This is a genomic window from Myxococcales bacterium, assembly GCA_016716835.1.
GTDB lineage: Bacteria > Myxococcota_A > Polyangia > Haliangiales > Haliangiaceae > JADJUW01.
In genome coordinates this window covers 91,855-114,997 of sequence record JADJUW010000002.1, presented here as the reverse complement: position 1 = coordinate 114,997, position 23,143 = coordinate 91,855, and the positions used below count along the sequence as shown (strand labels likewise).

Below are 23,143 nucleotides of genomic sequence, written 5' to 3'. Positions count from 1 at the left end.
TCGAACTAATACCGGTAGTTCTCTGGCTTAAACGGGCCCTCTGTCGAGATGCCGAGATACGCCGACTGTTCCGCGGTCAGCTTGGTGAGCTTGACGCCGATCTTGCCGAGGTGGAGCGCGGCGACCTTCTCGTCGAGCTTCTTGGGCAGCACGTAGACCTCGCCAGCTTTGTAGTTCTTGGCGTTCATCCACAGTTCGATTTGCGCGATAGTTTGGTTGGAGAAGCTCGACGACATCACGAACGACGGGTGGCCGTTGGCGCAGCCGAGGTTGACGAGGCGGCCGCGGGCGAGCAGCGTGATCCGCTTGCCGTTGCCAAAGATGAACTGGTCAACCTGTGGCTTGATGTTGACTTCCTTGATCTCAGGATTCTTCTCGAGCCACGCGACGTCGATCTCGGTGTCGAAGTGGCCGATGTTACAAACGATGGCTTGGTCTTTCATCGCCATCAGATGCTCGCCGCGAATGACGCCGTTACAGCCGGTGGCCGTCACAAAGATGTCGGCAACGGGGGCCGCGTCTTCCATGGTGACCACTTGGTAGCCTTCCATGGCGGCTTGCAGCGCACAGATGGGGTCGATTTCGGTGATGAGCACGCGCGAGCCGAGCGCGCGCAAGGCTTGCGCCGAGCCTTTGCCGACGTCGCCGTAGCCGGCAACTACCGCCGTCTTGCCGGCAAACATCACGCCGGTGGCGCGCTTGAGGCCATCGCCTAGCGATTCGCGGCAGCCATAGAGGTTGTCGAACTTGCTCTTGGTGACCGAGTCGTTGACGTTCATCGCGGGCACCTTGAGCGTGCCGGCCTTGGCCATCTCATACAGGCGATGCACGCCCGTGGTGGTTTCTTCCGACAGGCCGCGAATTGGGTCGTCGCCGGTGAACAATTGCGGATGCTTGTTGTGGATCCACACCGTGAGGTCGCCGCCGTCGTCGAGAATCATGTTGGGGCCTTTGCCGCCCTTGAACGCATAAATTTGCGCTTCGAGGCAGGCTTCGTATTCGGCCTCGGTCATGCCCTTCCACGCAAACACAGGCACGCCGGTAACAGCGATCGCCGCCGCGGCTTGATCAACCGTGGAGTAGATGTTGCAGCTCGTCCACGTGACTTCGGCGCCGAGCGCGGTGAGCGTCTCGATGAGCACCGCGGTTTGCGTCGTCATGTGCAAGCAGCCCGCGACGCGCGCACCCTTAAGCGGTTGCGACTTGCCAAATTCTTGGCGCAACGCCATCAGGCCCGGCATTTCGCTTTCGGCGATGCCGATCTCTTTGCGGCCCCATTCGGCGAGGCTGATGTCTTTGACTTTGTAGTTGGCGGTGTCTTTGGTTGGTGTGCTCATAACGTTCCTTGTTTCGCTGCTGGGTTGAGTGATTGCTTGGTTGCTTATAGAAAGTTCGTCGGTTTGGCTACCGGAAAGCGCTGCCTTGACGAGTTTGTGCCACCCGGCAAGCATGCGGCTGACGACGGCGCCGATCACGCGGCACCACCCGCGGGTCGTTTGGCGACCATGATCTGCCATGCCAGGTGCGCATCGGGGCCCGTCTTGGGCGCCGGCGCCCCTGCGACGCAAACGTCGACAAAGCCCGCCTGCGCGGCGAGCTCGCGCAGTTCGTCAGGTGAAAAACCAAGCCACACGTCGGCTTGCGCGCGCATGCTCTCATCGCCGTGTGCGTGGTAGTCGATCAGCACCAAGGCGCCGCCGGGCGCGCAATAGTGCCAAAGCTGCTTCATCAATTTCCGCGGCACCGCGGCATGGTGTAGCACACGCACGGCGAAAACAGCGTCGGCCTTGCCGCGCGGCAGCCCGCGATGGCTCGTCTCGCTGAGATCGCTCACGCCGAGTTCGACGTTGGCAAAGCCGCGTGCGGCGACGCGTGCGCGCGCGAGCGCGAGTTGCGCCTCGGAGCGGTCGATGGCAATCACGCGGTCAAAACACGGCGCCAAGATTTCCAGTAGGCCGCCATCGCCGGTGCCGATGTCGATCGCGAGCCCACGGTGCGGCAATAAATGCGACAAGGCGGTCAGATACGCCGCGCTCTCGACGGGCGGGGCAAACTCACTTACCTCGACCGGCCTCGCAAAGTATTCACGCGCGGCGGCGTCACGTTCCGCAATCACAATGGCGATGCGGGCGGCGCTGCCATCAGCCTGACACAGTTGCATCCCGCTGGTCACCGCATCGCGCACGATGGCGTCGTCAGCCACACCGGGATGCATGCGCACCATGCTGCGCGTGCCGTGCTTGGTGCCCGTGACCAGGCCAACCTGGCGCAGCGAGGCGATATGGCGCGACACATTGGGTTGGCTCTCTCCCGTTAGCTGCGCCAACTCGCCGATCGACAGCTCTTCGAATGATGCGAGTGCGAGAAGCCTCAGCCGAATCGGCTCGGCCAACACACGGTAGAGGTCCCACCTGGCCGTGGTTTCAAACGCCTGGCTCGGCCGCTCGTCGCTGTTGCTCGCGGCCGCCCCCATCTTTTGCGCTTCTACCACCACAAAACTATAAATATACTACTATTCGCATAAATGCAAATACTATAAGTACATGTAATTAATAACCAACTTCTTGAAGTTCGCACGTCATAAAATCATACGTTTGCCGTCGCATCTGCCGCTCGCAACCGTGACAAGCACGCACAGCGCCCCTACGATCGCTTTACATATGACGAAGTTAGCGCAAGTCGCGACATTGATTGTTCTAGTAACCATGATGGTCGCGGTCGGTGCACGTGACGCCGAGGCGGCGTGTCTTGGCGGCGTGCCCGACGGCATGGTTGCGCCCTCGGAGGATTGTGACGACGACAACGCCATCGCCGGCGACGGTTGTTCGCCAAGCTGTGACCTCGAGGCCGAGTTTTCATGCGCCCGCGCCTTTTCGTTCGACGACCTCACCATTGAAGACTTTCCCGGTGGCAACGCTGCATGGACGCTGACCCCGCCCGCAACTGGCGTACAGACCGTCAATACCAACAAGCCCACCATCGCGCGCTTTGGCGACGATGGCCAGCGCGGCACGTATCTCACGGAAATGAACGTGCAAACCACCAACGACGATGACCTCATGGGCTTCGCCCTCGGCTTTAACGCGGGCGATTCGTCGAATGCTTCGGCGGACTGGATCGTGATCGATTGGAAGCAAGCCGCGCAATCTGGCCAACCCGCCGGCTTGCGGGTCGCCCACGTGCGCGGCGCGCCTAACAATGGCAGCTCGGTGTCGCACGACATCCAACAGCGGGTGCAGCTAAATCCGACGACCTATTCGCGTCAGCTCACCACTGGCCGCCGATTTGGCACCACCGGCTGGGCGGACAACACCACCTACACCGCGCGCATCGAATACCGGCCGGGGCGCCTGCTGCTGTGGATCGACGATCAGCTCGAGCTCGATCTGGAGCCCACCGATTTTCCCGGCGAGTTCACCGGCGACGTATTTCCCGCCGGCGAGGCCGCCTTCTATTTGTTGTCGCAAGACCAGGTCCGTTACACCAATCTCGCGCCCTATGGCCCCTCGAGCTGCAATGTAACCAGCCTTAGCAACGCGCGCTCGGTCGTCACCATTGGCACGGCGTCGGTCACCACCGCCATCGCGAACTCATTTTCCGACGTCGACGATGCCCTCAACAATATCAGCATCGCCATCACGTCGAATCCTGTTGGCGCAACGGCTAGCGTGGTTGGCGGCGACATTATCGTAACCCCCAACAATGCCAGCATCGCGGGCATCTATCGCGTAAACTACTTGGCCTGCGACGACAACCCAGTGATCCCAGATTGCGACGACGCCGTGCTCACCGTGGTGTATGCGCCCGACAGCGACGGCGATGGCACCCCCAACCCCTCGGATCTTGACGACGACAACGATGGCATCGTCGATACCGCGGAGAATCTGCTTGGCCTCGACCCCGACGGCGATAACGACGGCGACGACGTCGCGAACTTTCTCGATCGCGACGATCGCGGCGATGGCGCCGCCCAGATCTGCGTCGATGTGAACGTCGACGACATCTGCGACGCGCCCGGCCTCGACTTCAACCGCGATGGCGAGGGCTCACCAAATCATATCGACCTCGACAGCGACAACGACTTGCTCTTTGACACCTGGGAGGGCAACGGCGGCATTGTCGACGTTGGACCAGCCGACGGCATCATCGATTGCGCCGGCAACTTTGGCGCCAATGGCTTATGCAACGCGAACGAAACCTCTGCCGATTCTGGCGTCGTCGACTACGACGGCAACGGCAGCGGCCCTGACGCAACGCGCGCCACCGACGATGACGCCCTCCCGGATTTTCTCGACCGCGATGCCGACGGCGATGGCCTGCGCGATGCCCAGGAGGGCGACGTCGATACCAATGGCAACAGCGTGCCCGACGTGCGCGAGCTCGATAGCGATGGCGACGGCCTGACCGACCTGCTGGAAGGCGACGCCGGCTGTGCCGACGTGGCCGTGCCGCTGGGCCGCTGCGACGGCGCCGATGCCGATGGCGACGGCCTCGCCGACGATGCCGCCGCCACGCTGCCAGACACCGACGGCGATGGCCTGCTCGACTACCAAGACCTCGATGCCGATGGCGACGGCCTCGCCGATGCGACGGAAGGCACCTTCGACACCGACGGCGACGGCCTCGCGGATTTTCGCGACCTCGACAGCGATAACGATGGCATCCCCGATGTCATTGAAGGCGCCAGCGGTTGCGCCGACGCCAGCCCGCTCGACGCCATGTGCGACGGCCCGGATGCCAACAGCGATGGCCTGGCCGACGCGGCGACCAACCAAACGCCGCCCGACACCGATGGCGATACCCACCTCGACTATCGCGATCTCGATAGCGACAATGATGGCGGTTCCGATCGCCTCGAAGGCGGCAGCGCCTGTGTCGACACCGCGCCGGCCGACGAGCTTTGCGACGGCCCCGATGCCAATGATGATGGCCTCGCCGACGACGCCACGCTTGGCGCACCAACTAATAGCGACGGCGATGCCGTGCCCGACTATCGCGACCTCGACAGCGACCAAGACGGCCTGCTCGACATCGTTGAGCTAGCGTCGGGCTGCACCGATGCCGGGGAAAATGGCGTATGCGACGGCCCTGATACGGATGGCGACGGCTTGGTAGATAGCCTCGATGGCGACCCCGCGTTTGGCGACCCAACGCCGACCGTGCCGCCCAACGCCGATGGCACCGGCCTCCCCGATTTTCGCGACCCCGACAGTGACGACGACGGAAATCCGGACACGGACATTTCGGGCTGCGTCGATACGACGCCCGCCGACGATCAATGCGACGGTGGCGACGTCGATAACGACGGCGTCGTCGATCCGATCGATGGTTTCGATGGCCATGGTATCGCGGTGCCCGAGGCGGGCGACAACGACGGCGATGGCATCCCTGATGATATCGATCTGGACGACGACAACGACGGCATTCCCGACGCCGATGAGGGCGACGGCGACGTTGACACCGATGCCGACGGCACGCCAGACAGCCTTGACCCCGACAGCGATAACGACGGCCTGACCGATGCCGACGAGGCGGGCCATGGCCAACCCGACGGCAACGGCGATGGCGTCATCGACTGCCCGTCGGGCGTTGGCGACAACGGCCTGTGCGACGACGTCGAGACCGCGCCCGACAGCGGCACGCCTGGCTTTACGCCGACCGACACCGATGACGACGGCACCCCCGACTTCCAGGACGTCGATAGTGACAACGACGGGGTCGCCGACGGCACCGACATCTGCCGCTTCGACGCCGACGCCGACCAGCGCGACCTCGACGGCGACGGCTTTGGCGATGCCTGCGACGAGGACGACGACAACGACGGCTTCCGCGACAACGCCTTCGTGCGCGGCGGTGGCTGTCAGGCGGGGCCAGGCGGTGGTGCGGGGGCAACCTTGCCGGCGCTGCTGGTCGTAGGGATTGGCCTCGCCGCGCGTCGGCGCCGCGTGCGATCGCTGTCGTTGTAATAGTTTATTAACAATGGAATGGCGGCCGCGGCTTACGCCGCGCCGTAGTCGTTGGCGCAGGCGCTTGTCTGTGTCAGAGACCTCCATTAGGGTCGCGCCAGAAAGCAACCAACCATGGCCGATCCAAAACGCACCATTGGCGAAAAAGCCGCCCGCCAACTCTCTAACACCACCAAGACGCCGCCGATTTGGCGCGGCACCACGCCGCGCTGGATCACGCAGATGATTCCGTGGACGCCCGTGGAAGCCGGCGTCTATCGCCTCAACCAAGCGCTCGACGACGAGCTCGCCGCCAAGTGCAGCCCCGAGCCCGGCGAGCCGTTGCCGGTTGGCCTGTCTGACTACGAGACGCAACCGCGCGAATACGTGCTCAGCTCGATCGCCACCACCATCGAAGTCGACACGCGCATTTCGGATCTGTTTCGCAGCCCGATGGACCAAGTCAAAGAGCAACTCGCGCTCACGGTCGAGAAGCTCAAGGAAAAACAAGAGAGCGAGCTGCTCAACAATCGCAGCTATGGCCTGCTCAACAATGTCGACCCCGACATGCGCATCAAGCCGCGGGTTGGCCCGCCGACGCCCGACGACCTCGACGAGCTCATCGCCACGGTGTGGAAAGAGCCGGCATTTTTCGTCGCGCATCCCAAGGCAATTGCCTCGGTCGGTCGTGAATGCACGCGCCGCGGCGTGCCACCTCCAACGGTGAACCTATTTGGCGCGTCGTTTCTCACCTGGCGCGGCCTGCCGCTGGTGCCGTCCGACAAGATGCCGATCAAGGGTAACAAGACCGATATTCTGCTCATGCGCGTCGGCGAGCGCAAGCGCGGCGTGGTTGGCCTGTTTCAGCCCGGCGTCCCCGGCGAAGTCAGCCCGAGCCTTTCGGTGCGGCCCATGGGCATCAGCCAAAGCGGCGGCGCGCAATACCTCATCTCGCTGTATTGCTCGGTGGCGGCGCTCACCCACGACGCGCTCGGCGTGCTCGAGGGCGTGACCATCGACCACTACCACAAATATGCGTGATCCTGGCGGTATCAGCCCAACCGGCACGACGGCAACGCCTGGCCTCTCCATGGCGGCGGCCGACGTGCCGACGGCCCCGACCGTCCCCGACGGCGAGCCTGCGTCGATGGCGATGATGATGTCGCAGCTCGCCAATGAAATGTTTGGCGCGCCGGGCGTGACGCCGGGCGTGACACCTGTGGCGACGCCGGTTGCAACGCCAGTCTCGACGCCAATGAATGCGGTCCCGATGGCATCGCCAACGCCAGCAACCCCATCGCCAGCAACCCCATCGCCAGCAACCCCATCGCCAGCGACGCCTGTCGCTAGCGCCCCTGCCTATCCCACCATGGACGCGCCTACGTCGCTGCCCTTGGTGACAGCGACCACCGCGCCAACCACCGACGTTTCGCCGTTTGCGGCGGCCCCGACGTTTGATCATCTTTACGCGCCGCTAGCGTTGCCGAGCGATTTCACCTCGCTCGTTGCTGTGAAACCCGCGGGCGACGACGGCGCCGCCAAAGCCCTCCGCGATGATCAGCCGCTTGATCCGCTGATGATTCGCCACGAGTTCCCAATCCTGCAAGAGCGAGTTCACGGCAAGCGCCTGGTGTGGCTCGACAACGCCGCGACCACGCAAAAGCCACAGGCCGTCATCGACCGCCTGTCGTATTTTTACGCGCACGAAAACTCCAATATCCACCGCGCCGCGCATACGCTGGCCGCGCGCGCGACGGAAGCGTATGAGAATGCGCGCGAATCGGTGCGTCGCTTTATCAACGCGCCCTCGACAGACAACATCATCTTCCTGCGCGGCACCACCGAGGGCATCAATCTCATCGCGCAAAGCTGGGGCGGCAAGTTTGTCGAGCCCGGCGACGAGATCATCATCACCTGGCTCGAACACCACGCCAACATCGTGCCGTGGCAAATGCTGTGCAAGGCGACGGGCGCCAAGTTGCGCGTCGCGCCTGTCGACGACAGCGGGCAGATCATCCTCGACGAGTACGCCAAGCTTTTTAACGACAAGACCAAGCTCGTTGCGATGACGCAGGTCTCCAACGCGCTCGGCACCGTGACGCCAGCCGCCGCGATGATTCAAATCGCCCACGGCCATGGCGTCAAGGTTATGCTCGACGGCGCGCAGGCGGTGTCGCACATGCGCGTCGACGTGCAGGCGCTGGACGCAGACTTCTTCGTGTTCTCGGGGCACAAAGTATTTGGGCCTACCGGCATTGGCGCGGTGTACGGCAAGCGCGAAATCCTCGAGAGCATGCCGCCGTGGCAAGGCGGCGGCAACATGATCTCGGACGTCACTTTTGAGAACACGACCTATCACAAACCGCCTGCGCGGTTTGAGGCCGGCACCGGCAACATCGCCGACGCGGTGGGCCTGGGCGCCGCGCTTGACTGGCTGACCAATGTCGGCCTCGAACGCGTCACCGCTTACGAACACGGCCTCCTACATTATGCGACCGAGCGCCTCGAGCACGTGCCTGGCCTTACGATGATCGGCACGGCGCACGAAAAGGCAGGCGTGCTGTCGTTTGTCTTAGCTGGCCAAAACACCACGGAGGTGGGCGGCATGCTCGACAAAGAGGGCATCGCGGTGCGCTCGGGCCACCACTGTGCGCAGCCCATTTTGCGCCGCTTTGGCGTCGAGGCCACGGTGAGGGCGTCGCTCGCACCTTACAACACGCGCGAAGATATCGACGCGTTGGTCGAGGCCTTGCTGAAAATCCAAGCCCACTCGCGCTAGAATTAGCGGATGGCCGTTAGTTTGACGCCGGAGCAGGCGCAGGAGCTCATCGCGGGAGGTGGGCTTGATGTGGTGGACGTGCGCGATGGGCGCGATTGGGCCGCGGGTCATGTGCCGGGCGCTCGCAGCCTGCCGCTGGATGAGCTGCGGGTCGCGACCAGGGCGGGCCTGCGCGGCGATCGGGCGCTGTTTATTTGCGCGCGCGGCGTACGCAGCCAAACCGCGGCCGGGCTTGCCGAATCGCTGGGGCTCCGCGACGTTTATAGCCTCGACGGCGGCATGTTGGCGTGGGCGAGCGCAGCGATGCCGATCGAACGCGCACCCGAGGCAGAGGATGCGAGCGAAGCACCCGACGAGCCTCCACCCGCGGCCGAGCTTGCGGGCTGCGCCATGCCGGAAATCGAACTCGACACCATCGTCGGCCGCAATCTGCGCGATCTGCGCGGCGCGCGCGGCCTGACGCTCGACACGCTGGCGCGCCTAACAGGCCTTTCGCGCAACTTGCTGGGGCAGCTCGAACTCGGCAAGACCTCGCCAAGCGTCAGCCTTATCTGGCGCCTCGCGCGCGCCTTCGACGTGCCATTTTCAAATCTCCTTGCGACGTCGGCGCCTGGCACCATCAACCTGCTTCGCGCCAGCGGCGCCAAACGAATCGTCGGCGGCGATGGTCGCTTTTCGTCGCGCGCCCTCGGCACGCCTAGCGGCCCCTTGGGCGCTGAATTCTATGAATTGTATATCGCGCCCCACAGCCGTGAGGATGCGCAAGCGCACCAACCGGGCACCCGCGAAAACCTGGTGGTTGCCGCCGGCCGGCTCGAGCTAACCGTTGGCGCGCAACGCTTCGAACTCGCCAAGGGCGATGCCATCGAATTTGCCGCCGACGTGGTTCACGCCTACGAAAACCCCGGCAAAGACGACTGCTGGCTATATCTCGTCATGAACTACGCCAAGGCGACGTAGCAACGAAAAAAGCTGCAACCCTGACGAGCCGTGGCATAGAGGCCAACAACTCATTTAGGAGGCAGCTCGAGAGCGCTCGCTTACGCGAGACGCGCCGTCAGTGGATAAGAAACCTAGTTGGACGCTAGCAAGCTCACACGACCCGTGGGAGGAGGAGGAGGAGGAGGAGGAAGAACGTGTCGCTTAGAGCTGGCTGGGGCAAGACTAGGCTGCAAATGGACCGATACGGCGCTGTCTCGGTGGAGGAAACGAGTCACTCCCATCCGCGCAACGTCGTTGCGGAAATTGCGGCTAGTTGCCGTCTCCGTAGGAGACAAAAGCCTTGGCCCCTGCGGGATTCTGGCGGTCAGCGTCGGCGACGCGGGCACGAAGCATTATTGAATTTAGCTTTCTCATTTTTTTCCTTTTTTGTTTTTGTTGTGTGCCTAGAGTCATTGCAGAACGCGTGCCATACCGCGTTAAAAGTATTTTCAACCACATGCAGACTCTTCAGCGCCCAATTTGCATTCTGGACGCCGCTTTAAGCGCAACTCGCTGCTTCTAAAGTGCATTTTGGTGTGTTTCAGATGCAAATTCATTGCTGGCCAGGCAGCGCGGAGCGTCGTGGAATTAAATGGCGGCTGCCATTTAACCAATCGTAAAACTTTGTCGTCATCCGCGTAATCGCCGGCGAAAAAAGAAACATCGCGACGTGTCCATCGCGCGTTTGGCGTAACCAAGGCTCACCTGCCGCGTTAACCGGGCCAGAAGGAACAAATATCTATGAAGAAATTATCGTCAATCGTCCTATCCCTCTCCCTCGTCGCAATTGTTGGCTGCAAAAAAGAAGAAGCCGCAACGCCAGCCCCAGCGCCGACCCCAGCGCCAGCGCCGGTTGAAGCCAAGCCTGCCGAAGTTGCCCCAACCCCAGCGCCTGTCGCTATGAACATCATCGACACCGCCAAGGCAGCCGGCAACTTCAACACGCTGATCGCCGCCGTTGAAGCCGCGGGCCTAGTCGAGACGCTCAATGGCGCCGGCCCGTTCACCGTCTTTGCCCCTACCGACGAGGCGTTCGCCAAGATCGCCAAGGCTGACCTCGATGCGCTGCTCGCCGACAAAGCCAAACTCAAGGCGGTCCTCACCTACCACGTGCTTGGCGGCAGCAAGCTGGCGACCGATGTCACCGCCGCCAAAGAACTCGCCACTGTGAACGGCGCGGCCCTCGCGATCGACACCACCGCCGGCGTTAAGGTCGGCGGCGCGACGGTTGTCAAGACGGACATCGCCGCCAGCAACGGCACGATCCACGTCATCGACACCGTCCTGATGCCAAAAATGTAAGGCAGCCACCAATGCGGCGCGCGGCGCCGCGATCTGACGATAGCTGCGATGTAAGGCCATGTTTTCCGCGGCCGTAGCGGTTAATTACCGGATGCCGGGCTGCGGCTGGGCGCCGGGCTTGGCATACTGCCGCCCAAGGAGCACGCGGCATTATGGCGGAACACGGGGTACGGGCAAAGCTTCGCTACGCATTTGACAACTCGATGTCCAAGGGCGCGATCGCAATGATCGCGTGGTTGGCCGCGGTGACCATCGTCATCTTGCTGTTCGCGGCCGTCATTCTGTCGGTCTTCGGCATTATCCAAGACGGCGGCGGCGACGCGTCGTTTATTGAAAACGCCTGGCAGAGCCTGATGCGCACGCTCGATGCCGGCACCATGGGCGGCGACACGGGGTGGGCCTTTCGCGTCGTCATGCTGGCCGTCACGATCGCCGGGGTTTTTATCGTGTCGACCCTAATTGGTATTATTTCGAGCGGCCTGGAGACCAAGCTCGACGAACTCCGCAAAGGTAGATCGATCGTTATCGAGGAGGACCACACCCTCATCCTGGGGTGGTCGAGCAAGGTCTCGACCATTATCAGCGAGCTGATCATTGCCAATGAAAGCGCAACCCGGCCGCGCATCGTCGTCCTCGCCGACCGCGACAAGGTGGCCATGGAGGACGAGCTGCGCGAAAAGGTGCCGGCGTGGAAGAACACCAAGATCATTTGTCGCAGCGGCAATCCGGCGGTGCCGGCCAATCTGGCCGCGGGCAGCCCCAATGAGGCTAAGTCGATCGTCATCCTCACGCCCGAGGAGAGCGCCAACCCCGACGCCCAAACCCTCAAGACCATTCTGGCGCTAACCAATAACGCCGAGCGCAAGCGCGCCCCTTACCACATCACGGCCGAAATCAAAGCCAGCAAAAATCTCGAGGTCACCAAGATGGTGGGCGGCAATGAACTCGAATTGATTAGCAGCGATGAGCTGATCGCAAAGGTGGTGGTGCAAACATGTCGCCAATCTGGCCTCTCGGCGGTCTACCAAGAGTTGCTGGATTTTGATGGCATGGAGATGTACTTCACGCCCGCGGGCGCGTTTGCCGGCCGCACCTATCGCGAGGCGGCGCTTTGCTATCAACAATGCGCGGTGCTGGCGATTATGGACGGTGCGGGCAAGGTCATGGTAAATCCCCCACCGCATCAGGTACTTGACGCGCGCGATCAACTGGTCGTGATCGCGGAGGACGACAGCGCCATCGCCTTTGGTCCGCCACCGCAGCCGCACGAGGTGCAGCCTAATTTATTTGCCCGCGGCAACCCGCCGCAGCAGCGCACCGAGAACACGCTGCTGCTCGGCTGGAACGATCGCGCCCGCCTCGTGATTCGCGAGATGGACAATTATGTGCTGGCCGGTTCGCGCATCGACATCGTGAGTTCGATCGACGTGGCCAAGCAAGTGACCGAGGCCTCGGCCTCGCTTAAAAACCTAAAGGTAGGCTATCGCCACGCCGACACCACGGCGCGCAGCGTGCTCGATGCGCTCGCCTACACCTCGTATGACCACATCTTGCTCATGTGCTATCGCGGCGCCATGAACGACGAGGACGCGGATACGCAAACCCTGATCACGCTGCTCCACTTGCGCAACATCTCGCAAATCTCGGGCAAGCACCTCAACATCGTCAGCGAGGTGCTCGATGTGCGCAATCGCGAGCTCGCCGAGACTACGCAGGCCGACGACTTCATCGTCAGCGACAAGTTGGTGAGCCTGCTCATGAGCCAGGTCAGCGAAAACAAGCACCTAATGCGCGTGTTCGACACCCTCTTTGAGTCCGAAGGGTCGGAGATTTATCTCAAGCCGGTCACCGACTACGTTTATCCGGGCCACCCGATGTCGTTTTACACACTCGCCGAAAGCGCCTTTGCGCGGGGCGAGACCGCGATTGGGTACCGCATCATCGCCAACCAGTTTGACGCCAAGAAGGGGTATGGCATCGTCATTAATCCCGACAAGCGCGCGGCGGTGACCTTTGCGCCTGGCGACCGTGTGATCGTGCTCGCCGAAAACTAAACAGAACGCAGTGGGTGGGGATCTTGCGGTGTACGGCTTCGCGAGCCTCGTTACAGCCAGACGGCTGCGCCTCGGCATCGCTGCAGGCGTGCACCGCAATCTCCGCCACCCACTGCGTTCTGTTCTCCGTCATATTGGATCTTAGATTGTGCGTTTTGGGTTAGTCGGGCATGACGAAGCCGCGGGCGACCTCGTCATGGCCCTGACCGTCCGCGCGAGGCGCTACCTCCGCGATCATAAGGCCGGCACGCGGCGTTTGAGGTCGCGCCGCTTCGGCGACCTGCCACAACCGGCTAACCTCGGCGGCGATTTGCGCCACGTTCATCGCGATTTGGTGGGTGCGCGGCGCCATCCATTGCGCGCGGGGCAAGATGACAAAGCCATGCGCGCGGGGTCGCGCCTGTAGCTCGGGCAAAGCCGCAAACGGCACCCAAAACCCACGCCCGTGGGCTTGCGCCAATACCGAGCACGCCGTCACCTGCCGTCCAAGGCGATAGAACATTTGACCGCGCACGAATAATTGAGAAGCCCACGCGCGATCATCGTAGGGCGGCGGTGGCGCCTGCCGCACTTGGTGGCGAACCAGTTTCTCGACTTTGCGCCGAAACGATTCCGAGCTGTCGGGGCCGATATAGTCGTCGATGCCAGGTGCCTCGACATCTCGCGCCACGAAATACTTGAGCGCCAACTCCCAGTGCAACCGCTGCCCGCCCGGCCCGGTCAGTAAGAAGTCGATCTCCCCGAGGGTGGTGTGATCCGTGGCGATGCCGCCGTCGCGGTTGGGAGGTGCCATGATCGGGAGATTGGCGGCGACGAGGCGGTGGATTGGGCCTGCGTTTAAATAATAGGCAAGCAGCCGCTCGGCGTAGCGCCCAAGCCGCATCGGCACCTCGCGATTTGGCCGCGCGCTTGCCAAAAAGTCGATCAGCGGCTGCGGCGCTTGAGCCAGCGCCTCCAGCCAAGCCTCGAGCTCCATGCGCTCGGCCGCCGTGAACACGACGTTGTCGCAAGGATACTCGTCGTCGCCGCCGAGCAGCGGCGGCGAAAGCAACAGCCAGCGCAAATCGGCGACGACATCGACCTCCACCCGCCGACAATAGGCCTCGCCCATGTCATAGTCTGCGCCACTCACCGTGAAACTCGCCGCCCTGCCCATTTCGCTGCGTCAGCTGCAATATTTCGTCGCGGTTGCCGGGGCGCTATCCTTCCGCAAGGCCGCCGCACAGTGTCACGTCTCGCAGCCCTCGCTGAGTGCCCAGCTCGCCCAGCTCGAAGAGGCGCTGGGTACCCGCCTGCTCGAGCGCGACACCAAACACGTCATGTTAACGCACGCCGGCAATGCGCTGCTCCGCCGCGCAAGCAAGCTCTTGCTCGATGTCGAAGACTTGCTTAACGCGGCGCAGACGCTGGGCGATCCGTTGCAAGGCTCGCTGCGGCTCGGCGTGATCCCGACCATTGCGCCGTATCTGCTTCCCTCCATTTCGCCTGCCCTACGCAGACGCTTTCCTAAGCTCACCTTGCTGTGGGTCGAGGACAAGACCGAGGTCTTGCTGCGCCAGCTCGCTGCGGGCGACCTCGATGCGGCGATCTTGGCCATCGACGACACCACCGCGCACCTGCATAGCGAGGTAATCGCCAAGGACGACTTTGTCGTCGCGATGCCGCCGTCGCATGAGCTGGCCTCCCTTGCCAGTCCAATGCCGATCAAGGAGCTCAGTGGCGAGCACGTGCTGCTCCTAGACGAGGGCCACTGCCTGCGCGATCAAACCCTCGCGGTGTGCCAACGCGGCCGCGCCAACGAACTCGAATTTCGCGCCACGAGCATTGGCACGTTGGTGCAGATGGTTGCCGCCGGCGCCGGCATGACGCTGCTGCCTAAGCTGGCGCTCGCCACTGAAGCCAAGCGCAGCAAGCTCGTAATTCGTGCGTTGGCGGCGCCGTCACCCCATCGCGTCATTGGGCTGGCCTGGCGCAAGCAGGCGCCCATGGGCGCGGCGCTTGCCGCGGTGGCGGCCGCGATGCGCGAGCAATACCCGGCCTGAGCCAATAGTTTCGGCTAGTTCTAAGATGTGATGGGCGTTTCAACGCTTGATAGCCAATGACTATCACTGCGATACAAATGATGTATTTTACCTATAACAAAACCACCGCTAGATTGGTGTATGAGAGACGGGCAACGAACCCAAGACTTGCTATGGTTCGCCCGCGTTACCCCGCCGCCCCGTGCGGCATGAAACCCACTAGGAGACCAACATGAGCATCATCAACAGCAAAATCCCAGAGTTCAAAGTCCAGGCGTATCACAACGGCGAATTCAAGACCGTCACGCAAAAAGACGTGCTTGGCAAATGGTCGATCTTCTTCTTCTACCCTGCCGACTTCACCTTTGTTTGCCCGACCGAGCTTGGCGACCTCGCCGACAAGTACAAACAGTTTAAGGAAATGGGCGTCGAAGTTTACTCGGTTAGCACCGACACGCACTTCGTACACAAGGCGTGGCACGACGCGTCGGAGACGATCAAGAAAATCAACTACCCTATGCTCGCCGATCCGACGGGCACGCTGTCGCGCTTCTTTGGCGTGCACATCGAAGAGGCCGGCCTGGCCTATCGTGGCACCTTTGTCGCCAACCCAGAGGGCACCATCAAGATCGCCGAAATCCACGACAACGGCATCGGCCGCAACTCTGATGAGCTGCTGCGCAAGGTGCAGGCCGCGCAATTCGTCGCCGCGCATCCAAACGAAGTCTGTCCAGCCAAGTGGACGCCAGGGGCGAAGACCCTCAAGCCGGGTCTTGATCTGGTCGGCAAAATCTAACGCGCGGGCGCTCGACGGAATCACCGATCTCGGCGTCAGCTGCAGCGTTCGGTCTCGTCATTACCAGGAGGTAACTCCTCGACCTCTCGCCTGGCTTCCTTGACCTCGGCGATTCCGTCATCGCTTGACGACACCTTTTAGAAACAAGAACTTCAGGTCGCCAGTGACCTGCGTAGGGGGACCTTTATGCTTGACCAAGACATTCTTGAACAACTGCGCGGGGCGTTTGGGTCGCTTAAGGCGGCGATTGAGCTGCGGGTAAGGCCCAGTGACCATGACAACCAGGCGGAGCTGGTCGACATGGCGACCGCCATTGCGTCGACGTCGGAGAAGATTACGGCGGCAGTTGTTGGCGACAAGGTCGAGGGCGTGCGGCTTGAGCTGGTGAAAGACGGTAAGCCCACGGGCATTGCGTTTCGCGCGGTGCCGGGCGGCCACGAGTTTACCTCGCTGGTGCTCGCGATCTTAAACGCCGACGGTCAGGGCAAGATGCCCGACGAGGGCTTTGCGCGGCGCATCGCGGCTATTTCAGGTCCCGCAACGCTGCGCACATATATGTCGCTGTCGTGCACCAACTGCCCCGACGTGGTGCAGGCGCTCAATGTCGTCGCATTGCTCAACCCCGGCCTATCCCACGAGATAATCGACGGCGCGCTCGCCGAGGCCGAGGTAAACGCGCTCGGCGTGCAGGCCGTGCCATCGGTGTTTGCCGGCGACAAGCTGCTCTCGGTCGGCAAGACCTCGCTCGCCGAGCTGGTCGCGGCGCTGGAGAATATGCTCGGCAGCGCGCCGCAAGCCGCAACGGGCGGTGCGGTCGCGGTCAAGGCCTACGACGTGGTCGTCATTGGCGGCGGCCCTGCCGGTGCCTCTGCTGCCATCTACACCGCGCGCAAGGGCTTGCGCACCGCCATCGTAGCCGAGCGCATGGGCGGCCAGCTGCAAGACACGCTTGGCATCGAAAATCTCATCGGCACGCCTTACACCGAAGGTCCCAAGCTTGCGGCCGACCTCGCCGGGCATCTCAAGGCCTATCCCATCGACGTGCTCGAACACCGCCGCGTCGACAAGATCATCAACGGCGCGGAAAAAGAACTTCATTTGCAGGGCGGCGAGGTCGTCACCGCGCCCTCGCTGATCATTGCCACCGGCGCCAAGTGGCGCGAGCTAAACGTGCCGGGGGAAAAGCAATACCTCGGCCGCGGCGTCGCGTTTTGCCCGCATTGCGATGGCCCGTTTTACAAGGGCCGTGCGGTCGCGGTTATTGGAGGTGGCAATTCCGGCGTCGAGGCTGCCATCGACCTCGCCAATATTTGTTCGCACGTCACGCTCGTCGAATTTTCCGACGCCCTCAAGGCCGATGCCGTGCTGGTCAAAAACCTCACTGCGCGCCGCAATGTCACCGTCATCACCAACGCCAAGACCACCGAGGTGCTCGGCGACGGCGACAAGGTCACCGGCCTGCGCTATCAAGATCGCCCGAGTGAAACGCTTCACGACGTCGCGCTCGACGGCGTCTTCGTGCAGATTGGCCTGTTACCCAACAGCGGCTTTATCAAGGATCTGGTGGAAACCAACCGCTTTGGCGAGATTGTCGTTGACGGCAAGGGCCGCACCAATGTGCCGGGCATCTACGCCGCGGGCGACGTGACGACCGAGCCGTTTAAGCAGATCGTGATCGCCATGGGCAAGGGCAGCACTGCCGCGCTCGCCGCGTTTGAAGACAACATGCGCGCCTAGCGACGTAAGCCGCGAGTTTACCTTGGTCGTCGCCCGCGCGCCGTTGGCCGCCTTCGCGGGTACGTCGACCTTGTCGCTGTCGGCTGGCGCACGCCACGCCGGGATTAGCCATGCTAGCTTTGCCTTCGCCCACTGCGCGGCGCGCAAGTTGAAATCGCGCGCTTTGATCGCATATGGCCGCAGCTTGGCTGTCAGCGCCCCTAGCGGTCGATAGTATAGCTCGATGCTCATATTGACGAGCGGCAGGATGCGCGAGGTCACGCGAAAAAATGGACCGCGATTATAGTCCCGGCCATTGAGCCCGCTGTCCTCACCCAAGGCGATGCCAAACAACAGCGGAATGCCGCTGCTCAGCGCAAACCGCCGCGGGCTTATCGTGCCGCTAAACAACGAGATGCCCAATGATTGGGTCACCTCGCGCCGGCTATCGTAGGCCACGCCGTAGACCACCGTGCTTAGGCCAATTCCGGCGTTGAGATGCTTGGTCTTGCCGCGGACGGGCACGTGGCTCTCATAATATTGCACGGAGCCGCTCCAAAGATTGAACGCCGCCCCCACCCCACCAAGCACCTCGAGCGGTCCAGGCAGCGATTTTCCTAGACCCATGCCAAAACGAAGTGACGAAGTGACCAGCGTCTGTTCGCCAAAAAACAGGCTCAGCGCGCGCGCGAAGCGGCGCGTGAAAGTTTGCACGGACTTGTAGCGCGACGCGGCGCCAACGCGTTCCAGCCGCTGTGCCGTGCGATCAACAGCCACGCCAACCTTATGCACCGCCCGCGAAAACCGTGTTGATTTTTTCGGTGCATTGAGCTTTGGCTTTGTCCGCGCGAGGCGTGGAGGCGCCGAATCGGACAGCGCATCGTCTCGCCGCGTATCGAAGTTTCTCGATTTTGCCGCGCGCGTGGCCTGGCGCTTGACCGCCATCAGGCCCGGCTGCTTGTCCTTGCGCACGGCCGCCGCGGCGGCGTCGCGCGCGTGCAGGCCCGACCAGCCGCCAGCCAGTGGCAGCCCGCCCAGCAAGAAGCCAAGCAGGCTCACCCAAACCAGGGCGGTGGCGACCCAGAGCGAAAGACGTCGAGGCATTGGCTGCCTAACTAAAGCAATTTCAGTGCCAGGAGAAAGTTGAACGAGGGGGCTGGCTCAGCGAGCCATGGCGGCCCTACCGCCCGCGAGGCACGCCGTCGCAGCAGTCATTGGGGTTCGTTGACCTCAGGTGCCCTCATTTGTGCGGCTCGTGTGGCGGCCGGTCAAGCCGGCGCCTGCACCATGAGCGGGGGTGGCAAGTATTGCGCGTTGATTGGTTTTTTCATCATGGGATCGGGCACGCCCGCCGGATTCATCGCTGGCACGTCGACGCAAAACATGAGTGGGCACATGCCACTGCCGCCACCACCAACGCGCAACATCTTCTTGTTGCTGCTCGTCGCTTTTGTGTAGAAGTCTGACGGCAGTTTCGGCCCCATCAGCTCGATGTGGCCCATGCCGCCAACGAAGGGCCCAAACATGTACGGCACGGTGCATGGCATCTTCACGGTTAGCGGCAGCTCGTCGCCTTCGAGGCACGCCGGCACCGATCCAACCTGCGTCTTGGTTGCCTTGCCGGTAAGCGATTGCGGCGCTACCAACGAGGGCAACACCAGCGGTGGCATCGGAATGATCTGAATCAGGCAACCGGTGTAGATCGCGAACACGGCGCAACTATACCTTGTTTGCAGCGCGTGAGGCTATGGCTAGGAGCTTCGCCGCGGCGGCAGGCCGGTATGTTGCGTCAACATCGCGCCGCGCCGTGGGCCCTGCCCTTTGCCACCGCGCGCGGCGTTAGTTGGGCCGCGCCGCCCTTCCGCGGCGTCGCCGGTGCCCAGGGGCTGATAGGTCGGGATTAGGTGATGCTTGCTGTTGCCGATGAGCTCGGCCCGCCCCAAGCGCGTAAGCGCCTGGCGCAGCAGCGGCCAATTGTTGGCGTCGTGGTAGCGCAAAAACGCCTTGTGCAGCCGACGCTGCTCGGGGTCTTTGACCACCTCGACGCGTTCGGCGGCCTTTAGCGACTTAAGCGAGTTATAGCCGGTGTGATACATCGTGCTCGCGGTGGCCATCGGCCCCGGCAAAAAGGCCTGCACCTGATCGGCGCGAAAGCCATTGCGCTTGAGCCAAAGCGCTAAATTGAGCATGTCAAGATCGGTCGTCCCGGGATGCGCCGCGATGAAATACGGGATGAGATATTGCTCTTTGCCGACGGCCTTGGTGGCCTTGTCAAAGATGGCCTTGAATTTGTCAAACGCCCCTATGCCGGGCTTCATCATGTGGCGCAGCGGGCCAGCCTCGGTGTGCTCTGGCGCAATCTTTAGATAGCCACCGGTATGATGCGCCGCGAGCTCCTCGATCCACGCCGGCGAGCGCACCGCCAGATCATAGCGCACGCCTGAGGCGATCAAGATCTTCTTGATGCCCGGCAACGCGCGCGCCTTGCGGTAGAGCGAGATGAGCGCCGAATGGTCGGTTTGCAAGTTGTCGCAGATATCGGGATAGACGCACGATGGCTTGCGGCACGACGCCTCGATGTCGCGGCTCTTGCACGCCAGCCGCCACATATTTGCGGTCGGTCCGCCGATGTCGGAGATGATGCCGGTGAAGCCCGGCGCCGTGTCGCGCACCTGCTCGATTTCGCGCAGGATCGACGTCTCCGAGCGATTCTGGATGATTCTGCCCTCATGCTCGGTGATTGAACAAAAGCTGCAGCCACCAAAACAGCCGCGCATGATCGTCACCGAGTGCTTGATCATCTCGTAGGCGGGAATCTTGCCGTCGTAGCTTGGATGTGGAATGCGTTGATACGGCAGCTCGTAGATCGCGTCCATCTCCGGCGTGGTGAGCGGTATCGGTGGCGGATTGAGCCACACATCGACTTTGCCATGTCGTTGCACCAAGGCGCGCGCATTGCCAGGATTTGCCTCCAGGTGCAAGATGCGCGAGGCATGGGCATAGCGCAGCGGATCGCGCACCACGTCTTCGAAGGCCGGAAGACGAATCGCGGTGGTCGCGGGGTCTTGTCGGCGTGGCTTCAATTGAACCAAGGGCGAGGCGGCAGGCGCTGATGCCGCGGCCGGGGCGTTGGCACCGGTTGCGCACGCCGCCTCTGCCATCGTCGTCGTATCGAGGTATGGGTTAGGTGGCGTCGCCGGCAACGTCGGCACCACGCCATCCACCGTCGTCGAGTCAATGACCGTAAAGCCGTCGCGCGCCGCGGTAGTTAGAAACGCCGTGCCACGAACGTCGCGAATGCTCGCGATCGGCTCGCGCCGCGCCAGCCGGTGCGCCACCTCGACGATCGCACGCTCGCCGTTGCCGAACACGAGCAAATCGGCCTGGGCATCGACCAGCAGCGACGCCCGCACGCGGTCTGACCAATAGTCATAGTGGGCGATGCGCCGCAGACTCGCCTCGATGCCGCCGATGACAATCGGCACGTCGGCAAAGGCTTCGCGGCAGCGCTGGGAGTAGACCAAGACCGAGCGATCTGGCCGACGCCCGCCCTCCCCAGCCGGCGTGTACGCGTCATCCGAGCGGCGCTTGCGGTCGCTTGTATAACGGTTGACCATGGAGTCCATGTTGCCGCCGGTGACGCCAAAAAACAGCGCCGGGCGGCCCAACGCCGCAAAGGGCTCGGCGCTGCGCCAGTCTGGCTGGCTGATAATCCCGACGCGAAACCCTTGCGCCTCTAGCACGCGGCCGATAATTGCCATGCCAAAAGAGGGGTGGTCGACGTAGGCGTCGCCGGTGACGATGATGATGTCGCATTCGCCCCAACCCAGCTCGTCCATCTCGACGCGGCTGGTGGGCAAAAAAGGCGCAGGTCCAAACCGCTTCGCCCAAAAGGGGCGATAGGAGAACAACGGCTTGCCGGGGGCGAGCGCCACGGCGCACCGTTAGCATGACTTGCCCGTCCGACCTACCAGGAATTACAAAACCCAACAATAATAGTACGTTCCGCGACCATAAATGGGGTAACGTCGAGCGCGAAATGAACGCGTCGTCGCGCAACCTCGTCGTCGTCGTGACGGCACTCGTATTTTTTTCGGGGCTCAGTTGCGGGTTATTTCAAAAGAGCCAGCCGCGCGGTGAAGATCCATTACCGCTGGCCAAAGGCGCAACCTGGAAGTACCGAGCCACGGTCACTGCATACAACACCGAATCCCAACGCGTCGAATCAAAATCGTTTGATTGGACGACCAAGGTCATCGAGGAGCGATACGGCACCGGCGTGATTGGCTACGTCGTAAGTGGATGGCCCACCGACATCGACGGCCAAAGCGGGGCCGCAACGCCGTCGCAAACCATGATCTTGCGCGCAGGCGAATTTTATCTTTTTGCCGGCGGCACCGTGAGCAAGGATGAACCAACCCTCGACGGCGCCGAACGTTGGTTTCGCGTGCCGCTCTTTGACAGCGACTCGGTGTGCCCCGACGACGGTGCCTGGAGCGATGGCGTCTTGTATTGCTGGGTTGTCGCCAAGGACGGCGCCAACAAGCATCGTTATCGCATCACCTTTCGCAGCGGCCCCGATAACATGACCTATATTCTTGAGACGGGCCGAGGCCTGGTGGGCTACCACTACGAACACCACGGCACGACCAACACGGTCGATCTGACACTCGTCAGTTATACGCCTGGCGCGTAACGTACGACCATGGCCACGTACGCCATTGGCGATATTCAAGGCTGCATGGCCTCGCTGCAGGCGTTCCTGCGCGCCCTCGCGCGCGGGTTTTTCGTGGGAGCGCGACCGTCTGTGGCTCACTGGCGATTTGGTCAATCGCGGCCCAACCTCGCTTGAGGTCTTGCGTTGGGCCTACGCGCATCGCCACCGCCTCACCACGGTGCTCGGCAATCACGACGTCCATGCGCTCTTGCGTTTCGCCGGCCACGCCAAAGAAAAAAAACGAGACACGCTCGACGCGTTACTCGCCGCCGACGACGCGGCCATGCTCTTTGATTGGTTGCGTCAGCAACCCTGGCTCGTCGCGCAGCCCATCGCACGTCGCCCCCACGTGCTCGTGCATGCCGGCCTTGCACCGACGTGGACGGTCGCTGACGCCGTCGCCCACGCCGACGAGCTTGCCGCGCTGCTCGCCGCGCCAACGTGGCGGGCGGACTGCGCGAGGCTGGTTGGCAAGGGCCGACCGTGGCAAGACACACTCACCGGCGATGCGCGCCTGCATTCGCTGCTGCTCTATTTCACGCGCGTGCGCACGGTCGCTCGCGATTCTGGTGAACCCGACGGCGATTTCGACGGCGAGCCGGCTGACATGCCGGACGGCAACGAGCCGTGGTTTTCGGTAGCTCGCGCTGAGTGGCGGCAGGCTGCGACGCCAGCGGCCTTGCCGCGCGTGGTGTTTGGCCATTGGGCCGCGCTCGGCGTAACATCGTCGCAACACCACCTTAGCCTCGACACCGGTTGCGTCTGGGGTAAGCGACTCACGGCGGTGCGGCTCGAAGACGACGTACAGTTTTCCGTCGCCGCCTGTGACTGA

Annotated in this window: 16 protein-coding genes; 11 read left to right on the top strand and 5 right to left on the bottom strand. The window is 62.6% G+C overall.

Annotated features, from left to right (window positions below):
* Nucleotides 1–5 precede the first annotated feature (5 nt).
* Nucleotides 6–1,337: an adenosylhomocysteinase gene (locus IPL79_15355; protein MBK9072357.1), complete on the bottom strand. Its 1,332-nt coding sequence runs from the start codon at nt 1,335–1,337 to the stop codon at nt 6–8.
* Nucleotides 1,338–1,471: 134 nt separating this feature from the next.
* Complete coding sequence (locus tag IPL79_15350) at nt 1,472–2,473, bottom strand: metalloregulator ArsR/SmtB family transcription factor (GenBank protein ID MBK9072356.1); 1,002 nt, start codon at nt 2,471–2,473, stop codon at nt 1,472–1,474.
* 187 nt (nt 2,474–2,660) lie between these two features.
* On the opposite strand from IPL79_15350, the gene IPL79_15345 reads away from it, so the two are divergent.
* The 6 genes from IPL79_15345 (at nt 2,661) to IPL79_15320 (ending at nt 13,061) form a co-directional block, all read left to right on the top strand.
* A complete protein-coding gene (locus IPL79_15345; GenBank protein ID MBK9072355.1) occupies nt 2,661–5,966 on the top strand; it encodes a hypothetical protein in 3,306 nt (1,101 codons plus the stop codon).
* Between the two features lie 114 nt (nt 5,967–6,080).
* Entirely contained in the window at nt 6,081–6,986 is a 906-nt protein-coding gene (locus IPL79_15340) for a hypothetical protein (protein MBK9072354.1), read from the top strand.
* A gap of 49 nt (nt 6,987–7,035) precedes the next feature.
* On the top strand, nt 7,036–8,724 hold the full coding sequence (gene sufS, locus IPL79_15335) for a SufS family cysteine desulfurase (protein ID MBK9072353.1): 1,689 nt from the start codon (nt 7,036–7,038) through the stop codon (nt 8,722–8,724).
* Nucleotides 8,725–8,733: 9 nt separating this feature from the next.
* Nucleotides 8,734–9,684 (top strand): helix-turn-helix domain-containing protein, encoded by a 951-nt coding sequence (locus IPL79_15330; protein ID MBK9072352.1) that lies wholly within the window; start codon nt 8,734–8,736, stop codon nt 9,682–9,684.
* A 921-nt stretch (nt 9,685–10,605) separates the two neighbouring features.
* Complete coding sequence (locus IPL79_15325) at nt 10,606–11,007, top strand: fasciclin domain-containing protein (GenBank protein ID MBK9072351.1); 402 nt, start codon at nt 10,606–10,608, stop codon at nt 11,005–11,007.
* Between the two features lie 152 nt (nt 11,008–11,159).
* On the top strand, nt 11,160–13,061 hold the full coding sequence (locus tag IPL79_15320; GenBank protein MBK9072350.1) for a hypothetical protein: 1,902 nt from the start codon (nt 11,160–11,162) through the stop codon (nt 13,059–13,061).
* A 160-nt stretch (nt 13,062–13,221) separates the two neighbouring features.
* Here IPL79_15320 and IPL79_15315 read toward each other — a convergent pair whose 3' ends face one another.
* The gene (locus IPL79_15315; GenBank protein ID MBK9072349.1) at nt 13,222–14,193 is read right to left on the bottom strand and encodes a DUF1853 family protein; all 972 of its coding nucleotides are present in this window, start codon (nt 14,191–14,193) and stop codon (nt 13,222–13,224) included.
* Between the two features lies 1 nt (nt 14,194).
* On the opposite strand from IPL79_15315, the gene IPL79_15310 reads away from it, so the two are divergent.
* The 3 genes from IPL79_15310 (at nt 14,195) to ahpF (ending at nt 17,615) form a co-directional block, all read left to right on the top strand.
* Nucleotides 14,195–15,103 carry a LysR family transcriptional regulator gene (locus IPL79_15310; protein MBK9072348.1) on the top strand — a complete coding sequence of 303 codons (909 nt, stop codon included), beginning with the start codon at nt 14,195–14,197 and terminating at the stop codon, nt 15,101–15,103.
* Nucleotides 15,104–15,314: 211 nt separating this feature from the next.
* Complete coding sequence (ahpC, locus tag IPL79_15305) at nt 15,315–15,878, top strand: peroxiredoxin (GenBank protein ID MBK9072347.1); 564 nt, start codon at nt 15,315–15,317, stop codon at nt 15,876–15,878.
* Between the two features lie 186 nt (nt 15,879–16,064).
* Nucleotides 16,065–17,615 (top strand): alkyl hydroperoxide reductase subunit F, encoded by a 1,551-nt coding sequence (ahpF, locus tag IPL79_15300; GenBank protein ID MBK9072346.1) that lies wholly within the window; start codon nt 16,065–16,067, stop codon nt 17,613–17,615.
* A 1,247-nt stretch (nt 17,616–18,862) separates the two neighbouring features.
* On the opposite strand, the gene IPL79_15295 is transcribed toward ahpF, so the two are convergent.
* Entirely contained in the window at nt 18,863–19,306 is a 444-nt protein-coding gene (locus IPL79_15295) for a hypothetical protein (protein MBK9072345.1), read from the bottom strand.
* A gap of 39 nt (nt 19,307–19,345) precedes the next feature.
* On the bottom strand, nt 19,346–21,529 hold the full coding sequence (locus IPL79_15290; GenBank protein MBK9072344.1) for a YgiQ family radical SAM protein: 2,184 nt from the start codon (nt 21,527–21,529) through the stop codon (nt 19,346–19,348).
* 104 nt (nt 21,530–21,633) lie between these two features.
* Here IPL79_15290 and IPL79_15285 point away from each other — a divergent pair, with 104 nt between their 5' ends.
* On the top strand, nt 21,634–22,290 hold the full coding sequence (locus IPL79_15285) for a hypothetical protein (protein MBK9072343.1): 657 nt from the start codon (nt 21,634–21,636) through the stop codon (nt 22,288–22,290).
* 25 nt (nt 22,291–22,315) lie between these two features.
* Nucleotides 22,316–23,143, top strand: coding sequence for a symmetrical bis(5'-nucleosyl)-tetraphosphatase (locus IPL79_15280; protein ID MBK9072342.1), 828 nt, complete (start codon nt 22,316–22,318; stop codon nt 23,141–23,143).